The organism is Paracoccus ravus (assembly GCF_004522175.1).
Taxonomy (GTDB): domain Bacteria; phylum Pseudomonadota; class Alphaproteobacteria; order Rhodobacterales; family Rhodobacteraceae; genus Paracoccus; species Paracoccus ravus.
Window position 1 is genome coordinate 1 of the sequence record NZ_SDEB01000043.1, and the last position, 18,003, is coordinate 18,003.

Annotated in this window: 13 protein-coding genes, 3 pseudogenes and 1 other annotated feature; of the genes and pseudogenes, 6 read left to right on the forward strand and 10 right to left on the reverse strand. The window is 63.9% G+C overall.

The features are described 5' to 3' along the window. A partial coding sequence (locus ESZ60_RS21185) for a hypothetical protein (protein ID WP_209021366.1) occupies nt 1-257 on the forward strand: 257 nt, incomplete at its 5' end. A gap of 78 nt (nt 258-335) precedes the next feature. On the opposite strand, the pseudogene ESZ60_RS19290 reads toward ESZ60_RS21185, so the two are convergent. The 9 genes and pseudogenes from ESZ60_RS19290 to ESZ60_RS19330 form a co-directional block, all read right to left on the reverse strand. Continuing rightward, nucleotides 336-785, reverse strand: a pseudogene (locus ESZ60_RS19290) (transposase); the annotation flags it as partial. Continuing rightward, nucleotides 366-477 (reverse strand) — a sequence feature (AL1L pseudoknot). Its footprint overlaps the pseudogene before it by 112 nt. 557 nt (nt 786-1,342) lie before the next feature. Further along, nucleotides 1,343-2,365, reverse strand: a complete 1,023-nt coding sequence (locus ESZ60_RS19295) for a phosphate acetyltransferase (protein WP_134682320.1) — start codon at nt 2,363-2,365, stop codon at nt 1,343-1,345. Between the two features lie 68 nt (nt 2,366-2,433). Next, a complete protein-coding gene (locus tag ESZ60_RS19300; protein WP_134682321.1) occupies nt 2,434-3,534 on the reverse strand; it encodes a YeiH family protein in 1,101 nt (366 codons plus the stop codon). Nucleotides 3,535-3,647: 113 nt separating this feature from the next. Next, complete coding sequence (xsc, locus tag ESZ60_RS19305) at nt 3,648-5,429, reverse strand: sulfoacetaldehyde acetyltransferase (protein WP_134682322.1); 1,782 nt, start codon at nt 5,427-5,429, stop codon at nt 3,648-3,650. 11 nt (nt 5,430-5,440) lie between these two features. After that, on the reverse strand, nt 5,441-6,832 hold the full coding sequence (locus ESZ60_RS19310; RefSeq protein WP_134682330.1) for an NAD(P)/FAD-dependent oxidoreductase: 1,392 nt from the start codon (nt 6,830-6,832) through the stop codon (nt 5,441-5,443). A 7-nt stretch (nt 6,833-6,839) separates the two neighbouring features. Continuing rightward, nucleotides 6,840-7,250: a nuclear transport factor 2 family protein gene (locus ESZ60_RS19315; protein WP_134682323.1), complete on the reverse strand. Its 411-nt coding sequence runs from the start codon at nt 7,248-7,250 to the stop codon at nt 6,840-6,842. 16 nt (nt 7,251-7,266) lie between these two features. Next, nucleotides 7,267-8,607 carry a TRAP transporter large permease gene (locus ESZ60_RS19320; protein ID WP_134682324.1) on the reverse strand — a complete coding sequence of 447 codons (1,341 nt, stop codon included), beginning with the start codon at nt 8,605-8,607 and terminating at the stop codon, nt 7,267-7,269. Beyond that, nucleotides 8,604-9,164, reverse strand: coding sequence for a TRAP transporter small permease (locus ESZ60_RS19325; protein ID WP_134682325.1), 561 nt, complete (start codon nt 9,162-9,164; stop codon nt 8,604-8,606). Before ESZ60_RS19325 ends, ESZ60_RS19320 begins: the two co-directional genes overlap by 4 nt. A gap of 78 nt (nt 9,165-9,242) precedes the next feature. After that, a complete protein-coding gene (locus ESZ60_RS19330) occupies nt 9,243-10,244 on the reverse strand; it encodes a TRAP transporter substrate-binding protein (protein ID WP_134682326.1) in 1,002 nt (333 codons plus the stop codon). 111 nt (nt 10,245-10,355) lie between these two features. Here ESZ60_RS19330 and pdxR point away from each other — a divergent pair, with 111 nt between their 5' ends. Continuing rightward, entirely contained in the window at nt 10,356-11,840 is a 1,485-nt protein-coding gene (pdxR, locus tag ESZ60_RS19335; protein WP_134682327.1) for a MocR-like pyridoxine biosynthesis transcription factor PdxR, read from the forward strand. A 612-nt stretch (nt 11,841-12,452) separates the two neighbouring features. On the opposite strand, the gene ESZ60_RS19340 is transcribed toward pdxR, so the two are convergent. Continuing rightward, on the reverse strand, nt 12,453-13,487 hold the full coding sequence (locus tag ESZ60_RS19340) for an ABC transporter ATP-binding protein (protein ID WP_245155786.1): 1,035 nt from the start codon (nt 13,485-13,487) through the stop codon (nt 12,453-12,455). Between the two features lie 154 nt (nt 13,488-13,641). Here ESZ60_RS19340 and ESZ60_RS19345 point away from each other — a divergent pair, with 154 nt between their 5' ends. From ESZ60_RS19345 to ESZ60_RS19360, 4 genes and pseudogenes are all read left to right on the forward strand, one after another. Further along, nucleotides 13,642-14,661, forward strand: a complete 1,020-nt coding sequence (locus ESZ60_RS19345) for an extracellular solute-binding protein (RefSeq protein ID WP_134682328.1) — start codon at nt 13,642-13,644, stop codon at nt 14,659-14,661. A 49-nt stretch (nt 14,662-14,710) separates the two neighbouring features. Then, complete coding sequence (locus ESZ60_RS19350) at nt 14,711-16,339, forward strand: ABC transporter permease (protein WP_134682329.1); 1,629 nt, start codon at nt 14,711-14,713, stop codon at nt 16,337-16,339. 405 nt (nt 16,340-16,744) lie between these two features. Then, a pseudogene (locus ESZ60_RS19355) lies at nt 16,745-17,532 on the forward strand (IS5 family transposase). A gap of 79 nt (nt 17,533-17,611) precedes the next feature. Continuing rightward, nucleotides 17,612-17,830 (forward strand): annotated as a pseudogene (locus ESZ60_RS19360) (transposase); the annotation flags it as partial. Nucleotides 17,831-18,003 lie beyond the last annotated feature (173 nt).

The window sequence follows — 18,003 nt, forward strand, 5'->3', positions numbered from 1 at the left end:
GCCTGACGAAGCACAGCCATGATCTGCGGTTCCGTGAAACGGCTCTTTCTCATTCGAATCTCCTCAGCTCACGCTACGAGAAAATTCTACTTATGCAGCCCCTTAACCATGGGGAGGATTACCCGGACAACCTCGGCGATGCTGCGCAGAAAATCACCCTGATCCTGCTTTGCCAAAAGCTCGGACAAGTCCATGTTGGTCTTGGTCATCGGGGGTCTTCGTTTGGTTCGTGGGTGAAGCGTCGAAACTCCACCTGACCATAGACCTCGATGGCCACCTCCGATTAAACCGGCAGCGCCGCTGAAATTACACCACGTCCGTGGACGCTACCCAGCCCGCTTCGCCAGGTGATCGTAGGAGGTGGACGGGCGATCTGCAGCACCGCGCAGATCGGCCCGACCCCCGTGCGCCTCACGATGTGCCTCAATGAAATCCGCCATCACGTCGACCGGTGGTCGAGCTCGGCCATCGCGAGCACGTCACCGGTTCAAGTGGCGCGATCGACACGCTGGCTTTGCGCAGTATCTCATTAGCCTGGCGCAGATCACGGTTCTCCCGCTCGAGTGACGTCATCCTCTCGGCCATGTTGCTGGGAATGCCTTCGGGTTTGCCACTGTCGACCTCGGCCTCTTCCCAGTCGTGCAGCGTGTTCGCTGAACAGCCGATCTTCGCCGCGATAGATGTGATTGCCTGCCACCGAGAACCCTGCGGACCCGCGCCGTCGAGAACCAACCGCATGGCGCGCTCGCGGACTTCAACGGAAACTTGTTCGTGGTCTTGCTCATGATGCTCCATCCTACTCAGGAGTAGGAGCCTCCGGCAAACCGGTGCGATGCAGAACTCTGGCCGTTACCGATGCGAAGGGCCGCCCGATATGGTTATTCATCCCGGCCGGACAGGGGAGCAATTACAAAAGCGCGGCGGCGCCGCCGAGCAGCCTGCCAAAGGCAGACTGGCTGCTGACAGATCGGGAATTTGATGCCGTCTTGTTCCGTGACGCGTTGAAAAACGTAGAGATAAAGGCCAGCATTCCGGAATGCAGGGGACGTAAAAATGTTAAAATGTGGCAAGCGGCGCTACAAACGGCGCGACCGCTTCGAGATCATGTTGGGCCGCCTCAAAGACTGCCCAACGTCGGGAAAACAGTTCCCCGGACTGTTTTCTGATCCTCATCATGCGTTGCCACCCTATCCGACCGATGCCCGGAAACGTGCTGCTCCGCGATCCTTTTCGCCGCAGCGGCTATCTTCTGGCTATGATCGAGAACGAGGCCTGACCCTAAGGCCGCCGAGTTCAGGGGCGGCCTGCCTATTTCTGAAGTCGCGCGTGGGATCGTGCCTGTTCAGACCGCGCCGCTCGCCACTCGGCTGTCCGGCAAGGTGGCATGTGCGACGAGTTGCGGCGCTGCTCCCGAGGCTTGAACCGAAGTGATCGCGGCGGCGGCGACGATGTCATCCGCCGAACAGCCGCGCGACAGGTCGTTTGCCGGTTTCGCGAGTCCCTGAAGGATCGGACCGATGGCCGTCAACCCACCCAGCCGCTGGGCAATCTTGTAGCCGATATTGCCCGAGGCGAGATCGGGAAAGACAAAAACATTTGGGCGCCCCGTCAGCCGGCTGCCGGGAGCCTTCTTCGCTCGGATGGCATCGTCGAGGGCTGCGTCGAATTGCAGCTCGCCATCGACTTCCAGATCGGGCTCGGCCTCGCGGATCAGGCGCAGTGCCTCGCGGATGCGGCCGAGGCTGGGATGCTCGGCCGAGCCGGCCGTCGAGAAAGAAAGCAGCGCCACGCGCGGCGTCTCGCGCAGCACTTGCCGGCAGGATTGCGCGGCCGAACGGGCGATGGCGGCAAGGCCCGCGGCATCCGGCTCGATCACCAGCCCGCAATCAGCAAAGATCATCCCGCCCTTGAGCTTGGCCTCGGACCCGCAGGACAGCATGAGGAAAAAGCTCGACACGATGCCGGCATCCGGGGCCTTTCCGATGATCTGCAGCGCGGCGCGCACGGTGTCGGCGGTGGTCGCGACCGCGCCGCCCACCGTGCCGTCTGCCTGGCCCAGTCTGACTCGCATTGCGGACTGCCGGATCGGGTCGCGCATCTCTTCGAGCGCCCGCTCGGCGGTCATGCCGCGGCCCTCGCGCAGTCGGTGCCAGTGGATAGACAGCTCGACGAGATCCGGTGCCTCGGCCGAGATCATCGACGTGACGCCGGGCAGCTCCGGCCCGTCCATCAGGGTGACGCGCGCAAGGCCTTCGCCGGTGATGCGCAGGGCGGCCTCGGCGACGCGCGGATCGCGGCCCTCGGGCAGGATGATGTGGCGCGGATTGGCGCGGGCGGATTGGTAGATCAGGTCGAGCGGTTTCATCTGCGGCTCATGTGAGGAAGGGTCCGGACCGGGGCGACCAGCCGCCCGGGACCTGTCTTTGCAATGGCTCAGGCGATCCAGTGGATGCCGGCGACGATGCAGATGCCCAGAAACAGCGTCTGGATCACCAGAAGGGCGATCGCGCCGGGTCCGACTTCCAGCATCTTCCTGAGCGAGGTCTTGATGCCCACGGCGGCAATGGCGATGAGCAGCGCCCAGCGGCTCAGAACGCCCGCCGCATCGGCCAGCGCCCGCGGCACGAGGCCCAGCGAATTGACCGTGGCGAGCACGAGAAAGCCCAGCACGAAGCCCGGCAGCAAGGGCGGGCGCTTGCCCTCGACCTGATCGGCGAGGCCGCGCGAGCGGATCGCAAGGGAAAAGACCAGCACCACCGGGGCCAGCATCGACACCCGGATCAGCTTGACCAGCGTCGCGGTCTCGCCCACCTCCGGTCCGATCGAGAAGCCCGCGCCGACGACTTGCGCCACGTCATGGATCGTGCCGCCCAGGAACACCCCTGAATCGCGGGCGTCAAAGCCGAAAAGCTGCGCCAGCATCGGATAGATCACCATGGCCACGGTCGAGAGCACGGTGACGGAAAGCACCGTGAAGACGAGGTCGCGCTCGGATTTCTCATGCTTGGGCAGGACGGCGGCGATGGCCATTGCGGCCGAGGCACCGCAGATCGCGACCGAGCCGCCGGTCAGCAGCGCGAAACGCCAGTCCCGCCCGATGAGGCGCGTCACCACGAGCGCGAACAGGATGGTCAGGACCACGCCCGCAACGACAAGGCCGATGGCCCGGGGGCCGAGTGCTGCCAGCATGTCGACCGAGATCCGCGCACCCAGCAGCGCCACGCCCAGCCGCAGCACGGTCCGCGCCGTGAAGGCGATGCCGGGGGCGGTCTTGGTGCCCTCGTCGGCCAGGAAGTTCAGCGCGAGCCCCAACAACAGGGCCATCAGCATGGCGGGCGCGCCGTAATGCTCGGACAGGAATTGCGCGGTGGCGGCGACAAGCACCGAGACGGCGAAACCCGGAAATGCCTCCCGCAAGGTCTCGAGGCTGGGCAGCCCCAGACGTTCGGCAAGACGCGGACCGGGCTCCGCGTCGGGCGATGAGCCGCTGACACTGACCTGGGGGATGGCGGTGGAGGAAGGGGGCGCGGACATGGTATCTCCTCGCGGGGTGGCCAGTGCCGGAACGGCGGGCAAAGGCCCCGAAGGTTCGGGACGGGTTCGGCAGCCCGGCCGGGCTGCGCCGGCCGGACCTCTCATCGCAGGGATCAGGCCATCGCGGCCTGAGCGCGCATGTCGGCCGGATCGATGCCGGCGACCACGACTGGCTTCTTCATCGCATCGCGGCGGAAGGGCTCGCCCAGTTCCTGGTTCAGGATGACCTCGATAAAGGTCGTTTCCTTGTTTTTCTGCTGGCGTTCAACTGCTTCGTGCAGCGCGGCGGTCAGTTCCTCGGCCGAGCGGACCTGCACGCCATTCGCGCCGCATGCCTTGGCGATCCCGGCATAGGTGGTGCCGCGGTCCAGCTCGGTGCCGACGAAGTTGTTATCATACCACAGCGTCGTATTGCGCTTTTCCGCGCCCCATTGATAGTTGCGGAAGATCACCATGGTGATCGCCGGCCAGTCCTCGCGGCCGCAGGCGGTCATCTCGTTCATCGAGATGCCGAAGGCGCCGTCGCCCGCGAAGCCGATGACCGGGGTGTCCGGGTTGCCGATCTTGGCGCCGAGGATCGAGGGGAAGCCGTAACCGCAGGGACCGAACAGGCCCGGCGCCAGGTATTTCCGTCCACCCTCGAAGCTCGGGTAAGCATTGCCGATGGCGCAATTGTTGCCGATATCGCTGCTGACGATGGCGTCCTTGGGCACCGCCTGCATGATGGCGCGCCAAGCCTGGCGCGGGCTCATCAGGTCGGCGTCCTTCTCGCGCGCGCCCGAGTTCCATTCGGTTCCCGGATCGTCATCCTCGTGGTCGAGGCTCGACAATTCCTGCGCCCAGCGGGACTTGGTCTGCGCGACCAGCGCCTTGCGGTCGTCGCGACCGGCATCGCCCGCCGTCTCGGACAGTTGGCCCAGAATGCCGCGGGCGACCTTGGCCGCGTCGCCCTGAATACCGACGGTGACCTTCTTGGTCAGGCCGATGCGGTCGGCATTGATATCGACCTGAATGATCCTGGCGTCCTTGGGCCAATAGTCGATGCCATAGCCCGGCAGGGTCGAGAAGGGGTTGAGCCGCGTGCCGAGAGCCAGCACCACATCGGCCTTCTGGATGATCTCCATCCCGGCCTTGGAGCCGTTATAGCCGAGCGGCCCCATGGCCAGCGGATGCGAGCCGGGGAAGCTGTCATTGTGTTGGTAATTCGAGCAGACCGGGGCATCCAGCCGCTCGGCCAGCTTGATCAGGTCCGGGATCGCGCCCGAAAGGACGACGCCCGCGCCGGAGAGGATGACCGGGAACTCGGCCTCGGAAAGCAGCTTCGCGGCCTCGGCCACGGCCTTTTCCCCGCCCGAGGGGCGCTCGAAGGCGACGACCTGCGGCAGGTCCACGTCGATGACTTGCGTCCACATGTCGCGCGGGATGTTCATCTGCGCCGGGGCCGAATTGCGCCATGCCTGCATGATGACGCGGTTCAGCACTTCCGGGATGCGCGAGGGGTCGCGGACCTCTTCCTGATAGCAGACGCAATCTGCAAACAGGCGCATCTGCTCCATCTCCTGGAAGCCGCCCTGACCGATGGTCTTGTTCGCGGCCTGCGGGGTGATCAGCAGCAGCGGCGTGTGGTTCCAGTAGGCGGTCTTGACCGGGGTAACGAAGCCGGTGACGCCCGGTCCGTTCTGGGCGATCGCCATGGACATCTTGCCGGTCGAGCGGGTGAAGCCGTCGGCCATCAGGCCCGCATTGGTTTCATGTGCGCAGTCCCAGAACTTGATCCCCGCCTTGGGGAACAGGTCCGAGACCGGCATCATGGCCGAGCCGATGATGCCGAAGGCATGCTCGATGCCATGCAGTTGCAGCACTTTGACGAAGGCTTCTTCGGTGGTCATTTTCATGGGTCGGCTCCTTATGCGCGTTCGTCGCGGTAGTGATAGAGATGATAGAGGCCCCATTGGCCAAGACGCCGGAAGGGCGTCTTCCAGCCCTCGTGGGGAAGCTCGGAATTGAAAATCGGCAGGTCGGGAAGGCTTTCCCCCGCCACCAGCTGCGCCATGCGTCGACCGGCCATGGCAGAATACATCACGCCATTGCCGCCATAGCCCAAGGCGTAGAAGGCACCGGGCAGGTCCGGCAGGCCGGTGATGCGCGGCATCATGTCATGGCTGACATCGACCCAGCCCCACCAGCTGTAATCCAGCTCGATGCCCTTGAGGGCGGGGAACTTGCGCTCCATGCCCTGACGCAGCCCGGCCAGATGCGCGGGATTGGCGGCATCGCGACCGGTGATCGCGGCGCGCGAGCCGATCTGCAGCCGATTGTCCGGCAACAGGCGGTAGTAATGGCGCAGGGTGCGGGTATCGGTCAGCGGCGAGCGTTTCTTGATCCCGATGGCGTCGAGTTCGGTGGGCGTCAGCACGCGGGTCACGACGCTGTTCGACATGATCGGCATCAGCCGGTCGCGGACGCGCGGATGCAGCCCGCGCGGCGCATAGGCCGCCGTCGCCACCGCGACGCGGCGGGCGCGGACCGTGCCGCCGGGGGTGCGCAGGTGATGCACGCCGCCCTTATATTCCCAGCCCTGCACCGGGCTGTCGGTATGGACCGTCGCGCCCAGTTCTCGGGCCGCGCGCAGATAGCCGAAGGCCAGTTTCGCGGCATGGATGCCGGTGCCGTCAGGCTCCCACATGGCGCCCTGGGCCTCGTGGTCGCGGGCGACGGTTTCCAGCACCTCCTCGCGCGAGAGAATCCGGGCAGCGTAGCCGAAGCGCTCGTTCAGGACCGCGACTTCCTTGGCCAGCGCGGGCATCAGGCCGGGCTTGTGCGCGATGTAGTAATGCCCGCCCTCCTGCGGCTCGCAATCGATCGCGTGGTCGCGGATCAGCCCGCGGAACAAGTCGAAGGCCTCGGTGATCTCGGAATGCAGCGCGCGGGCGGTGTCGATGCCCCAGCGCTCGATCCACTGGCTGCGCTTGAGGCGACCGGCGCTCAGCTGGGCCTGCCCGCCATTGCGGGTCGAGCAGCCATAGGCGACGCCGTTCGCTTCCAGCACCGTGGCCTTGATGCCATGCATCTTGGCCAGATGGATCGCTGTCGAAAGCCCGGTATAGCCCGAGCCGATCACGGCCACGTCCACCTCCATGTCGCCCATGACGGGGCCGTCATCCTGCGGCGCGGGGCCGGCGGTGCCGATCCAATAGGTCGGCGCGTAATCGCTATGCGGCCCCAGCGCGCGGGCATGCATCGGGTCGTAGAGCGGATCGAAGGGGACCGAACCCATGCGTCTTGCGATATCCAGCATCATGGCCTCACTTCGACGGAATCGCGGGGCGCTGTTTGCGGATCGCCTGCTTTTCGACGATCTGGCCGTTCTGGATGCGGAACAGGTCGACGCCCTGCGCCTCGGTGCGGGTGCCGTCGGGATTGGTGGCGCGGAAGGTCCATTGGCTGACGCCGCGCGTGCCGTCCTCGGACAGGAAATGGGAATGATCGGCCCATTGCACGTCGGGCAGGGTGGTCCAGACATTCACGAAGGCACGGGCGATGGCCTCTTTGCCCTCGATGCGATTGCCGTATTCGTGCTCGCCTGCGACGGTGAAGAAGACGCAGTCATCGGCAAAATGGGTCATCACGCCGTCGATGTCATGGCGGTTGAAGGCGTCGAAGGTGGCCTTCAGATGATCGGCGGTCAGCCGGGCGGCGGTCAGGGTGTAGGACATGGGTCGTTTCCTTGGTTCAGTAGCCCATCACTCGGGGAAGCCAGAGCGTGAGTTGCGGGAAGCAGGCGATCACGAAGATCGCGGCGGTCGAGGCGCAGGCGAAGGGCAGGGCGCGCAGGCTGATCCGCTCGATCGAGACCCCCGAGATGCCCGAGGCGATGAAGAGGTTCTCGCCCAGAGGCGGGGTCTGGAAGCCCACCGACAGGGTGCAGATCATGACGATGCCGAAATGGATCGGGTCGATGCCGACCATATAGGCCACCGGCAGCATCACCGGCACAAGGATCATGATCGCGGCCAGCGTCTCCATGAACATGCCCACAATCAGCAAAAGACCGATGACCAGCGCCCAGATCGCATAGATATTGGTGGTCAGGTTCAGCACGCCGCCGGCGATGATGGCGGGCACGCCGTTCTCGACCAGGATGCGGCCGAAGATGGTCGCGGTGAACAAGACCAGCAGGACGCGGCCCGAAAGCCAGGTGGTGGCCTCAAGCGCCTTGACGATTTCGGCCCAGTTCAACTCGCGATAGATCACCGCGCCCACGAAGAGCGTGTAGAAGATCGCGACGATGGCGGCCTCGGTGGGCGTGAACAGGCCCCCATAGATGCCACCCAGAATGACCAGCGGCGCGAGCAGGGCCCAGAAGCCCTGATAACAGGCGGTCAGGAATTTCGCCAGCGACAGCGGCTCGACCGATCCGCGGAAGCCGCGCATCCGGCAGCGGATGTAGTTCATGGTCAGAAGCCCCGTCGCCATGACCACGCCCGGCAGGAAGCCCGCGATGAAGAGCTTCGAGATCGAGACGGTCTGGAAGGAACCATGCGCCTCGACGGCTTCGGGCGGGGGCAGCAGCCCCATGGCCGAGATGCCGAAGATCACCATCGGGATCGAGGGCGGGATGATGATGCCCAAGCCGCCCGAGGCCGCCGTAACCGAGGCCGCATAGCCCTTGCCATAGCCAGCCCGCGCCATCGCCGGGATCATCAGCATGCCGACGGCAGCGGTGGTGGCGGGGCCGGACCCCGAGATCGCGCCGAAGAACAGGCAGGCGATGATCGTCGCGGCAGAGAGGCCGCCCGTGAAGGGACCCGCCAGGCTTTCGGCCACATTGATCAGGCGGCGCGACAGGCCCGCGGCCTCCATCAATGCTCCCGCCAGAATGAACGAGGGCAGCGCCATCAGCGGGAAGCTTCCGACCGAGGACCAGGCCATCTGGACCATCTTGATGGGGTTGTCGCCCAGATAAAGCATCGCGGCCAGCGCCGAGACGCCCAGCCCCACGGTGATCGGGGCACCGAGGATCAAGAGGCCGAAGAAACTGCCGAACAGGATTTCGACGAGATGGGCGTTCATTGCAGCTGCTCCCGCATGGCAAGGGGCTGGTCGTCGCGCTCGAGGTCGATCATTTCCTCGACCTCGACCCTGTCGGGATCGCGCGGGTCGATGCCCTTGACCAGCTTGAGATAATTCACCTGCAGGATGCGGATCGTCATCAGCGTGAAGGCGATGGGCAGGATCAGGTAGACATGGCGCATCTCCCAGCCCAGTGTCTGGGCCTTCACGAAGGGCTTGAGGCGAGCGATGAAGATCGTGGCCTGCCAGATGAAGACGATGTTGAAGCCGATCCAGAAGAGGTCGCCAATGGCCTCGACAATTCGGGCAATGCGGCGGGGCAGGGCGTTCAGATGGAACGAGACGCGGTTATGCGCGGCCATTCGTGCAGCGTAGGACGCCCCGAAATAGGCGAACCAGACGAAAAGGATGACCGAGAGTTCCTCGATCCAAGTGAACGAGAAGCCGAAGATTTGGCGGGCGACGATCTGGACGAAAAGCAGCGAGACGAATGCGGCCAAAAGCACGCGGCAGACATGGCTTTCGGACTTGTCGAGGAATGACCAGAGCGCAGGCATTTGGGCCTCCGGAATGGTGGCGCGAAGGGGAATGGCGATAGGGCGGGGTGGCGCGGGGTTGCCCCCGCGCAAGGCGTGTTACTGGACCGTTTCGCGGCCGAGCGAGGTCAGGACGCCGTTCAGGACATCCTTGCCGCCGATCTTGTCATAGAATTTCGGCCAGACGGCGCTGGTCGCAAGCTCGATGAACTCCTTCTCGCCATCGGCGGGATCCTGGATCTCCATGCCGCGCTTGGCCAGTTCGTCGCGGATCTTGGCCTCTTCGGCGCGCAGGAACTCGCCCGAAGCCTTGGTCGCGGCCGCGCCTGCGGCAAGCACCTGCTTCTGTTCTTCCGCGCTCATCCCCTGGAACAGCTGCTCGGAGACGATCAGCGGCTCGATCGAGAAGATGTAGCGCAGGTTGGTGACGTATTTCTGCACCTCGTCGAATTTCATCGAATAGACGGTCATGTAGGGATTGTCCTGACCGTCCACGACCTTCTGTTGCAGGGCGGCAAAGGTCTCGGTCCAGGCCATGGGCGTCGGGTTGATGCCCCAGGACTTGTAGGTCTCGATCATGATCTCGTTCTTGGGCACGCGCACCACGAGATCCTTCAGATCGGCCACGGTCGAGATCGGCTTCTTCGAGTTGGTCAGCACGCGGAAGCCCGAATAGGCCCAGCCGATGATCCGCACGCCGGCATCCTCGATCGTCTGATCGACCATCTTCTGGCCCAACTCGCCCTGGGTGACCTTCTCGGCATCCTCGAGCGACAGGATCACATAGGGCAGCGTCAGGGTGCCCACGGTGGGCGAGAAGGGCGTGATGTTGTTGATCGCGAGGATCGAGAAATCCAGCGTGCCGGTCGAGGCGGCGGTCACGGTGTCCTGCTCGTCGCCAAGCTGGCCGTTCAGGAACAGCTTGCCGGTCATCTTGCCGCCGGTTTCCTTTTCCAGCGCAGAGATGAAGGCCTTGCCAAGCGCTTCCTGCGTGCCGCCGGCACCGTCGCCCACGGCGATGCGGTATTCCGCGGCCGCGGCGGGCAAGGCCAGAACGAGGGCGGCTACTGATCCGGCGAGCATTCTTTTCAGATAGGTCATCTTAAGGCTCCCTGAGGGTGAACTCGCGTTGGTCGCGATGTTGAATGTGACAATTTGTTGCAGATGACCGATGCCTGGGATATGTCCAGATTCACCCTATGTTAGGTCCAGATGCAAAGCCGGATTCCGCCCGAAATCATCCTGTTGCGCGAAGACGAGGCACCGACGCTGCAAGGCCGTCTCGCTGCCGCTATCGTACGGGCAATATTGGAAATTCACGCGCGGCCGGGCACGCGTCTGCCGTCAAGCCGAAGGCTGGCAGAGGCGCTTGGCATCTCGCGGTTGACGGTGACGCTGGTCTATCAGGAACTGGTCAGTCAGGGCTATCTCGAGACCATGCCACGCTCGGGCATCGCGGTCGCGGCCACGGTGCCGCATCGCCGTCTGCGCGCCTCGGGCGTGCGCGAGAAAGGCGAGGGCTGCAGCCCCGACTGGGAGACCTGGCTGGGCGATCATCCTCTTCCCCGCCGCGTCATCCGCAAGCCCGCGAATTGGCGCGAGTACCGCTATCCCTTCATCTATGGCCAGGCCGATCCCAGTCTGTTCGACCACAATGCTTGGCGCGATTGTGCGCGGCAGGCGTTGGGGACGCGGGATTTCGCGGATCTCGCCTCGGATCGCTACGGTGCGGATGACCCGCTTCTGATCGAGTATATCTGCTCGAATACGCTGGCGCGGCGCGGCATCAGGGCGCGTCCGGATGAGGTATTGGTGACGCTTGGCGCGCAGAATGCGCTGTTCCTCGCGGTCGAACTGCTGGCGCGCGCCGACCGGCTGGCCGTGACCGAGGACCCCGGCTATCCCGATTTCGCGGAAACCCTGCGCCGGGCGCAAAGCCCCGTGGCCTTCTTGCCCGTGGATCACGGCGGGATGAACCCGGCCGAACTGCCCGCGGATACGCGTCTGGTGATCGCGACGCCCAGCCATCACATTCCCACGGGCGGGACGATGCCTCTGGCGCGCCGCCGTGAACTGCTGCAGCGCGCCGCCGCACAGGATTTCCTGATCATCGAGGATGATTACGATTTCGAGATGTCCTATCTCGCGCCGCCCTTGCCGGCGCTGAAATCCATGGATGACGCGGGACGCGTGATCTATGTCGGAAGCTTCTCCAAGTCACTCTTCCCGGGTTTGCGGATCGGCTATATGGTCGCGCCCTCCGAGATGATCCGCAAGGCGCGCGCGCTGCGCTCGATCATGCTGCGACATCCGCCCAGCCATCTGCAGCGCATCACCGCCTATTTCCTGGCGCTCGGCCATTACGATGCGCATATCGTCCGCCTGCGTGAGGCGCTCAAGCGCCGGCGCGGGCTGATCGAGGACGCCCTGCGCAGCAGCGATCTCGTGATCGCGGGTGCGCCGCAAGCCGGGGGCTCGAGCATCTGGGTCAGAACCGTCGCCGATCTCGACAGCACCCGGCTGGCCGAAAGGCTGCGCCAGGAAAGCGTGCTGATCGAGCCGGGCGCGGTATTCTTCGAAACCCCGCCCGATCCCTGCCCCTATTTTCGCCTTGGCTATGCAACGATCTCTGACGGCGCCATCGCCGCAGGTATTGCCCGGATCGAGCGGGCGGCGCATCGCATGACCCGGCCTTAGTTTCCCTGAGCGCGGTGAGCTGACAGGGGTGAGCATAAGCAGGTGGGCATGCGCTTTCGCGAGGTGGCGGGCATCATCCGCGAGGTCAAAAAGTTGGTCTCGGCAATGGGTATGTAAGATGCCCAAAGCGCGCCGAAAAAGCTGCTCTATCGCAAGGAGGCATCGTCTCTTGACGTGATCCGGGGCGACGGCGCGCCGCAGAAGGGCCGCACGCCCGCTTCGCGCGGGCCAACGAGATCCATATCTGGAAGGGCCGTGATCGCTGGGAAGCCCCGACCACGGGCCTTGAGAAGATCGACGACAGCCCTCGGGTTGTCGCCTAGACCGCTGGAGGCGGGCAGGACAATCTCGCCTGGGAAATCGTCGCGGACGCCCTCAAGAACGCGCGCGGCAAGGTCGACCATCCATTGATCTCGCCCGTTCTCTTGGGCCGCCACTCAGCCACGCCACCCATTGAAACGTCGATCGCCACCGAGCTGCCGCAGTGACGCGTGGCTCAACGCATGCGTTTTGTCCATGACAGTCAGCAGGGTGGTCGAAAATGGCCTTGCCGGGCGTCCTGCCGGGTGTGACATCGGTAGATGCCGTTGGGGTTCTTTGACGGGCGTTGCCTTACTGGTGGAACTGCATCGCTGTTGCAGTGTCAAATGTGATTTCGACATGTTCACCAGGCTTCAGGTCACTGTGCCCTGCGCCACAGCAGCGCAAATATGGCAAATGACCGGGGATCTTCACCTCGACGAGATTCTCGCGGCCAAGGTTTTGCACCCGAATGACATGAGCTGGTGCCCGCGCATTCCGCCGAAGCGCGAGATGCTCGGGGCGGAAGGCGACACAGATACTCGCCCCTTCGCTGAATGATCCGGCGGGCACGTCCCCTATAGCCGTCCGGAGGTGGCCCTTCAGGACCCGTCCGGAAAATATGTTGAGATCCGAGACAAATCCTGCCACGGCCAGATCGACGGGCCGGTGATATAGGTCCAGTGGCGCGCCCTCCTGCAGGATACGCCCCTCGCGCATGATCGCGATGCGATCGGCCATCATCATCGCCTCGTCCGGGTCATGTGTGACGAGCAGGACGGCGGTAGCTTCCTCGCGCAGAAGGTCCAGTGCCAGTTCGCGCATCTCGACCCTGAGCCGCTGATCGAGGCTGGAAAACGGCTCGTCCAGCAGCATCACCCGTGGTTTTCTCGCTAGCGCGCGGATCAAGGCAACGCGCTGCTGCTGGCCTCCGGACAGTTGATGCGGGTATTTTTGTGCGCAATGGCCAAGGCCGACGCGGTCCAGAAGCCCCGTCACCACCGCCGCCGAGTCTTTCCCACGCGGCAGACCGAAAGCGACATTGGCTGCGACCGTCATATGCGGAAACAGGGCCAGATCCTGAAACACCATGCCGACCGGACGGCGCTCCGGCGGCAGGTCGGTTCGGGCATCGGCAACGACCTGTCCCGCGATGCGAATCTCGCCCGCATCGATCCGTTCGATCCCCGCGATCATGCGCAAAGTGGTGGATTTTCCGCATCCCGAGGGACCAAGCAGGCAGGTGACCTCACCCGGCCAGACCGTCAGGGACACACCGCGCACGGCAGGTTCAGAGGCAAAGTGTCTCTCGATCCCGCTGATTTCCAGCATCGGCACCGAGCGCACGTGACGCCCCTGCGTCCTTATCCCTAGAAAATCAGTGTGTTCCACGCGCCGCCCCCGTCCTGGCTGTTAGTCTCTGGCTTGGATCGCTGAATCAATGTTTACTTATTTTCTTGGGATCATAAAAGCGATTCACTCTCCAATGAGGATAAGACGCATGAAATCAGTAATCCGGACGTTTCTAGGGGCGGCAGTCCTGACGCAATTGGCGGGCGGTGCAGGACTTGCGGAAGAGTTGAACCTCTATACCACGCGCGAACCGAAACTGGTCGAGCCGCTGCTCGAATCCTTCACCAAGGAGACCGGCATCACGGTCAACACCATCTTCCTGAAGGATGGCCTGCCCGAACGGCTGGAGCAGGAAGCCGCGGCCTCGCCCGCAGACGTGCTGATGACGGTCGATATCGGCAATCTGGTCGATCTGGTGGATCGCGGCCTGACCCAGCCGGTGAATTCCGAGGCGCTGAATGCCGCCATCCCCGAAAACCTGCGCGACAAGGACGGCAACTGGTTCGCTCTGTCGCTGCGGGCGCGGGCCCTTTACGCCGCCAAGGATCTGGACCTAGCAAGCTTCCATTACGAGGATCTGGCCAAGCCCGAATGGAAGGGCAAGGTCTGCATACGTTCGGGCCAGCATCCCTATAACGTCGCCCTGACGGCGGCCTATATCACCCATCACGGCGCAGATGAAACCAAGGCATGGCTGGAAGGCGTCAAGGCGAACCTTGCCCGCACCGCCGGGGGTGGAGATCGCGACGTGGCGCGCGACATCATGGGCGGCATCTGCGAGATCGGCATCGCCAATACCTATTATGTCGGTCTGATGCGCAGCGGCGCAGGCGGTCCCGAGCAGGAAGAATGGGCCAAGGCCATCAAGCTGATCCTGCCCAGCTTCGAGAATGGCGGGACGCAGGTGAATGTCTCGGGCGCTGCCGTGGCCAAAAACGCGCCGAACAAGGATCAGGCGGTCAAGTTGCTGGAATATCTGGTCTCGGACGCCGCGCAGAAGATCTATGCCGAGGCGAATTATGAGTATCCGGTGAAGCCGGGCATTCCGGTCAGCCCGCTGGTCGGCGAATTCGGCGAGTTGCAAGTAGATGCCACCGACCTGACCGCGATCGCACGCGAACGCAAGACCGCCAGCGAATTGGCCGAGACCGTCGGCTTCGACAACTGACCCGTGGCGTTGCGTCCTGTCGACAGAGCGCGCCCCTGAGGAGGCACCCATGAATCCCAGATCCGGCGCGGGATGGCAGACTTCTGCCATCCTGATCGCGGCGCTTGTCCTGCTGCCGGTCGCGGCGCTGCTCTGCTTTGCCTTGCAGGGCAGTGTCGGCCTCTGGCCGCATCTGTTCCGCAATGTCCTGACCAATGCGCTGGCACAGACGGCGATCCTGCTGATCGGGGTCGGGATCATCGTCGCGGTGATCGGCACGCTGACCGCATGGCTGGTAGCGGGCTTCGACTTCCCGGGGCGGCGCTTTTTCGGATGGGCGCTGCTGCTGCCCTTGGCGGTGCCCACCTATATCATCGCCTATGCATATCTGGACCTGCTGCATCCGGTGGGGCCTGTGCAATCGGTCATCCGCCAGATCCTTGGCCATGACAGCCCGCGCGATTTTCGTCTGCCCGATATCCGTTCGATGACCGGCTGCATCCTGTTGCTGGGTTTCGTGCTTTATCCTTATGTCTACCTGCCGGTGCGGGCGCTGTTCACGACCCAGGCCGCGAACCAGCTTGAAGCATCGCGCACGTTGGGCGCGGGGCCTCTGCGGGTGTTCTGGCGCATTGTCCTGCCACTGGCGCGTCCTGCCATCGCGGTCGGCATGGCGCTGGCCCTGATGGAGACCCTGAACGATATCGGTGCGGCCGAATTTTTGGGCGTCCGGACGCTCACCGTCTCGGTCTATTCGACATGGATCAACCGCACCGACCTGCCGGGCGCGGCGCAGATCGCGCTGGTCATGCTGCTAATCGTGATCTCGCTGGTGTTGATCGAGCGCCGCGCCCGTCGCGGTCAGCAATATGCCGCCAGTGCACGCCGCCACTTGCCGCTGGCGCGGGTCCGGCTGCGGGGGTTAGCGGCATGGGCCGCCACCGGCTTCTGCGCAATGCCGGTCATGATCGGCGTTGCGGCCCCTGCCGCCTATTTGATCCGACAAGGGTGGAGGAGAATCGCTTTCGCGGGCATTCCGCCGCGGATCTGGAGCGAGGCCGCGCAGACTGCGACGCTGGCGCTGGTCGCGACGCTGGTGGCCGTCGCGCTCGGGCTGGTGATCAGCGCCGCGCCGCGCCTGTATCCGACATGGCTTGCGCGGGCGGCGGCGCGTATCTCGACGCTGGGCTATGCCGTGCCGGGAACCATCCTTGCGATCGGGCTCCTGCCGGTCATCACCTTTGCCGACCGCCGGATCAGCGATGTCCTCGGCCTGTTTCTTGCCGAGGCACCGCAACTGATCCTGCTCGGCTCGGGCGCGGCGCTGATCTATGCCTATGTCGCCCGGTTTCTCGCCATTGCCAGCGGCGGGATCGAGGCCGGGATGACGCGGATTCCCATCAGCCTCGACCATGCCGCGCGCAGCATGGGGCGTTCGCCCTCGGGGGTTTTCCGCCATGTCCACCTGCCGCTCAGCCGGGCCTCGATGGCGGCGGCGGGCCTGTTGATCTTCGTTGATTGCGTCAAGGAACTGCCCGCGACGTTGTTGCTGAGACCCCTGAATGTCGAGACCCTGGCCACCCATCTCTACGGCGAGGCCGCGCGCGGAACCTATGAGGATGCGGCGATCGCGGCGCTGCTGATCATCGCGATCGGTATTCTGCCGGTGGCACTCTTGTCTCGTAATATCCGGAGTTGACAAGTTGAACCGCGCGGGGGCGGACGATGGTCGTTCGTTGCGCGGCTTTCCGCAGTTGCGATTTTCCCAATCGGCTCGAGCCGGCAGAGAGGTTTGAACCAATCCACCCGTTCCAGCGTGGCGTATTCGGAAGTCTCGAAAGCTGCACCACGGGTCGCGACGATGGATGCGAAAGGCGGGTTCAGATTTGATGCTTGAGAAACTGATCCTCCAACGAGTCGCTCCGGGCAATTTCCGAGCCCGATCCGCTGCCGCGCTTGCGTCGATCGTGTTGAATAGAATTCGGCATGTCGGAGTGGTTACGTCGATGAGCGCTAGGCGGTGTTGCCAAAAGGGATTCACAGGGCGGGCTGATCGTGATTCAAGCTGGTATCTGCGAGGGAGACCAGCTTGGCACGAGACCTGATGTCGGACGAGGAGTGGGCGTTTCATGAACGCTTCATCCTTGCCACCCGCGCTACGAACGGACGCAAGCCCACGAACCATCGCCTTGTTCTGGATGGGATTTTCTGGAGTGAGGCATGAGCCATTGGTTCAAGGCCATGCCGAACGCGCACCAGTTCGCCTTGGCGTGACCTACCGGAAGAATTCGGTAAGTGGTCATCCGTTTACCGCCAATTCCGGCGCTGGACCCTAATCGGGCTCTGGGAGCGGATCCTGGATGCCCTGAACGAAAGCGGGGCGGTGCCGCACGCGCTCCAGATGATCGACAGCACCGTGGTCCGCGCCCATCATCAGGCAGCGGGCGCTAAAGGGGGACTCCGCGACAGGGTTCTGGCCGTTCGCGAGGTGGCTTCACGACCAAGATCCACCTCCGCGTCAACGGCGCAGGCCTGCCCATGAGGTCGGAGATCACGCCGGGGCAGACATCGGACTAACTGGGCTTTGATCTGGTCATGGCCGACAACCCGCCTGCGCCGTCCGTCCTGCTCGCGGACCGGGGCTATGACGCTAACAACGTTCGCAAAACCATCGAGGCGCGCAATGTGCTCCCGGTCATCCCTATGCGCAAGACCCGCAAGCTTCGCGTGGCCGTGGATCGCACCCTCTAACGGCTGCGCAACCTCGTCGAGCGGTGCTTCAACGAGCTGAAGAACGCCCGCCGCGTCGCCACAGGCTATGACAAGACCGCCGAGAGCTTCCTCGGCTTCATCGACATCACGTCGATCCGCCTTTGGCTCCGCCATTTGTAAACATGACCTAGGTCCCGTGGACAATCAGGATTCCTGCTGCGGCTGATTTCTGATTCAAGCTTTCCAAAGGGAGGCCTGAATGGACGAACAGCGGTTTGTGGTGTCGGATAGGGTCTGGCTGCGCCTTGAGCCGCACCTGCCCGGAAAGAAGAGCGACAGCGGCGTGACGGGCAAGGATAACCGCCTGTTCCTGGAAGCCGTTCTTTTGCGGGTGCGGACGGGCCTGCCGTGGCGCGATCTACCTGCGGATTTCGGCAATTGGAACAGCGTGTTCCGACGCTTTCGGCGATGGGCAAAACGTATGGCCTGCCCCGTTGCAAGCGCCGATTGGATTTCGACGTGAGCAGTCTGCACAAACGTATCCGGCATGTCGGCGAGATGACCGCTGCCAAGATGGAGATCCGCGCGTCCCGATCCTCATAAAGGGGCCGGCCTCAGAGGGCCATTTTTGACCGGAGGTTTTCGGAACAC

Bases quoted from the DNA above. Each gene is read 5' to 3' on its own strand.
- xsc (WP_134682322.1), bottom strand. From the start codon at position 5,429: ATGAAAATGACCACCGAAGAAGCCTTCGTCAAAGTGCTGCAACTGCAT.
- ESZ60_RS19315 (WP_134682323.1), bottom strand. From the start codon at position 7,250: ATGTCCTACACCCTGACCGCCGCCCGGCTGACCGCCGATCATCTGAAG.
- ESZ60_RS19295 (WP_134682320.1), bottom strand. From the start codon at position 2,365: ATGAAACCGCTCGACCTGATCTACCAATCCGCCCGCGCCAATCCGCGC.
- ESZ60_RS19345 (WP_134682328.1), top strand. From the start codon at position 13,642: ATGAAATCAGTAATCCGGACGTTTCTAGGGGCGGCAGTCCTGACGCAA.
- ESZ60_RS19330 (WP_134682326.1), bottom strand. From the start codon at position 10,244: ATGACCTATCTGAAAAGAATGCTCGCCGGATCAGTAGCCGCCCTCGTT.
- ESZ60_RS19320 (WP_134682324.1), bottom strand. From the start codon at position 8,607: ATGAACGCCCATCTCGTCGAAATCCTGTTCGGCAGTTTCTTCGGCCTC.
- ESZ60_RS19325 (WP_134682325.1), bottom strand. From the start codon at position 9,164: ATGCCTGCGCTCTGGTCATTCCTCGACAAGTCCGAAAGCCATGTCTGC.
- ESZ60_RS19310 (WP_134682330.1), bottom strand. From the start codon at position 6,832: ATGCTGGATATCGCAAGACGCATGGGTTCGGTCCCCTTCGATCCGCTC.
- ESZ60_RS19350 (WP_134682329.1), top strand. From the start codon at position 14,711: ATGAATCCCAGATCCGGCGCGGGATGGCAGACTTCTGCCATCCTGATC.
- pdxR (WP_134682327.1), top strand. From the start codon at position 10,356: ATGCAAAGCCGGATTCCGCCCGAAATCATCCTGTTGCGCGAAGACGAG.
- ESZ60_RS19300 (WP_134682321.1), bottom strand. From the start codon at position 3,534: ATGTCCGCGCCCCCTTCCTCCACCGCCATCCCCCAGGTCAGTGTCAGC.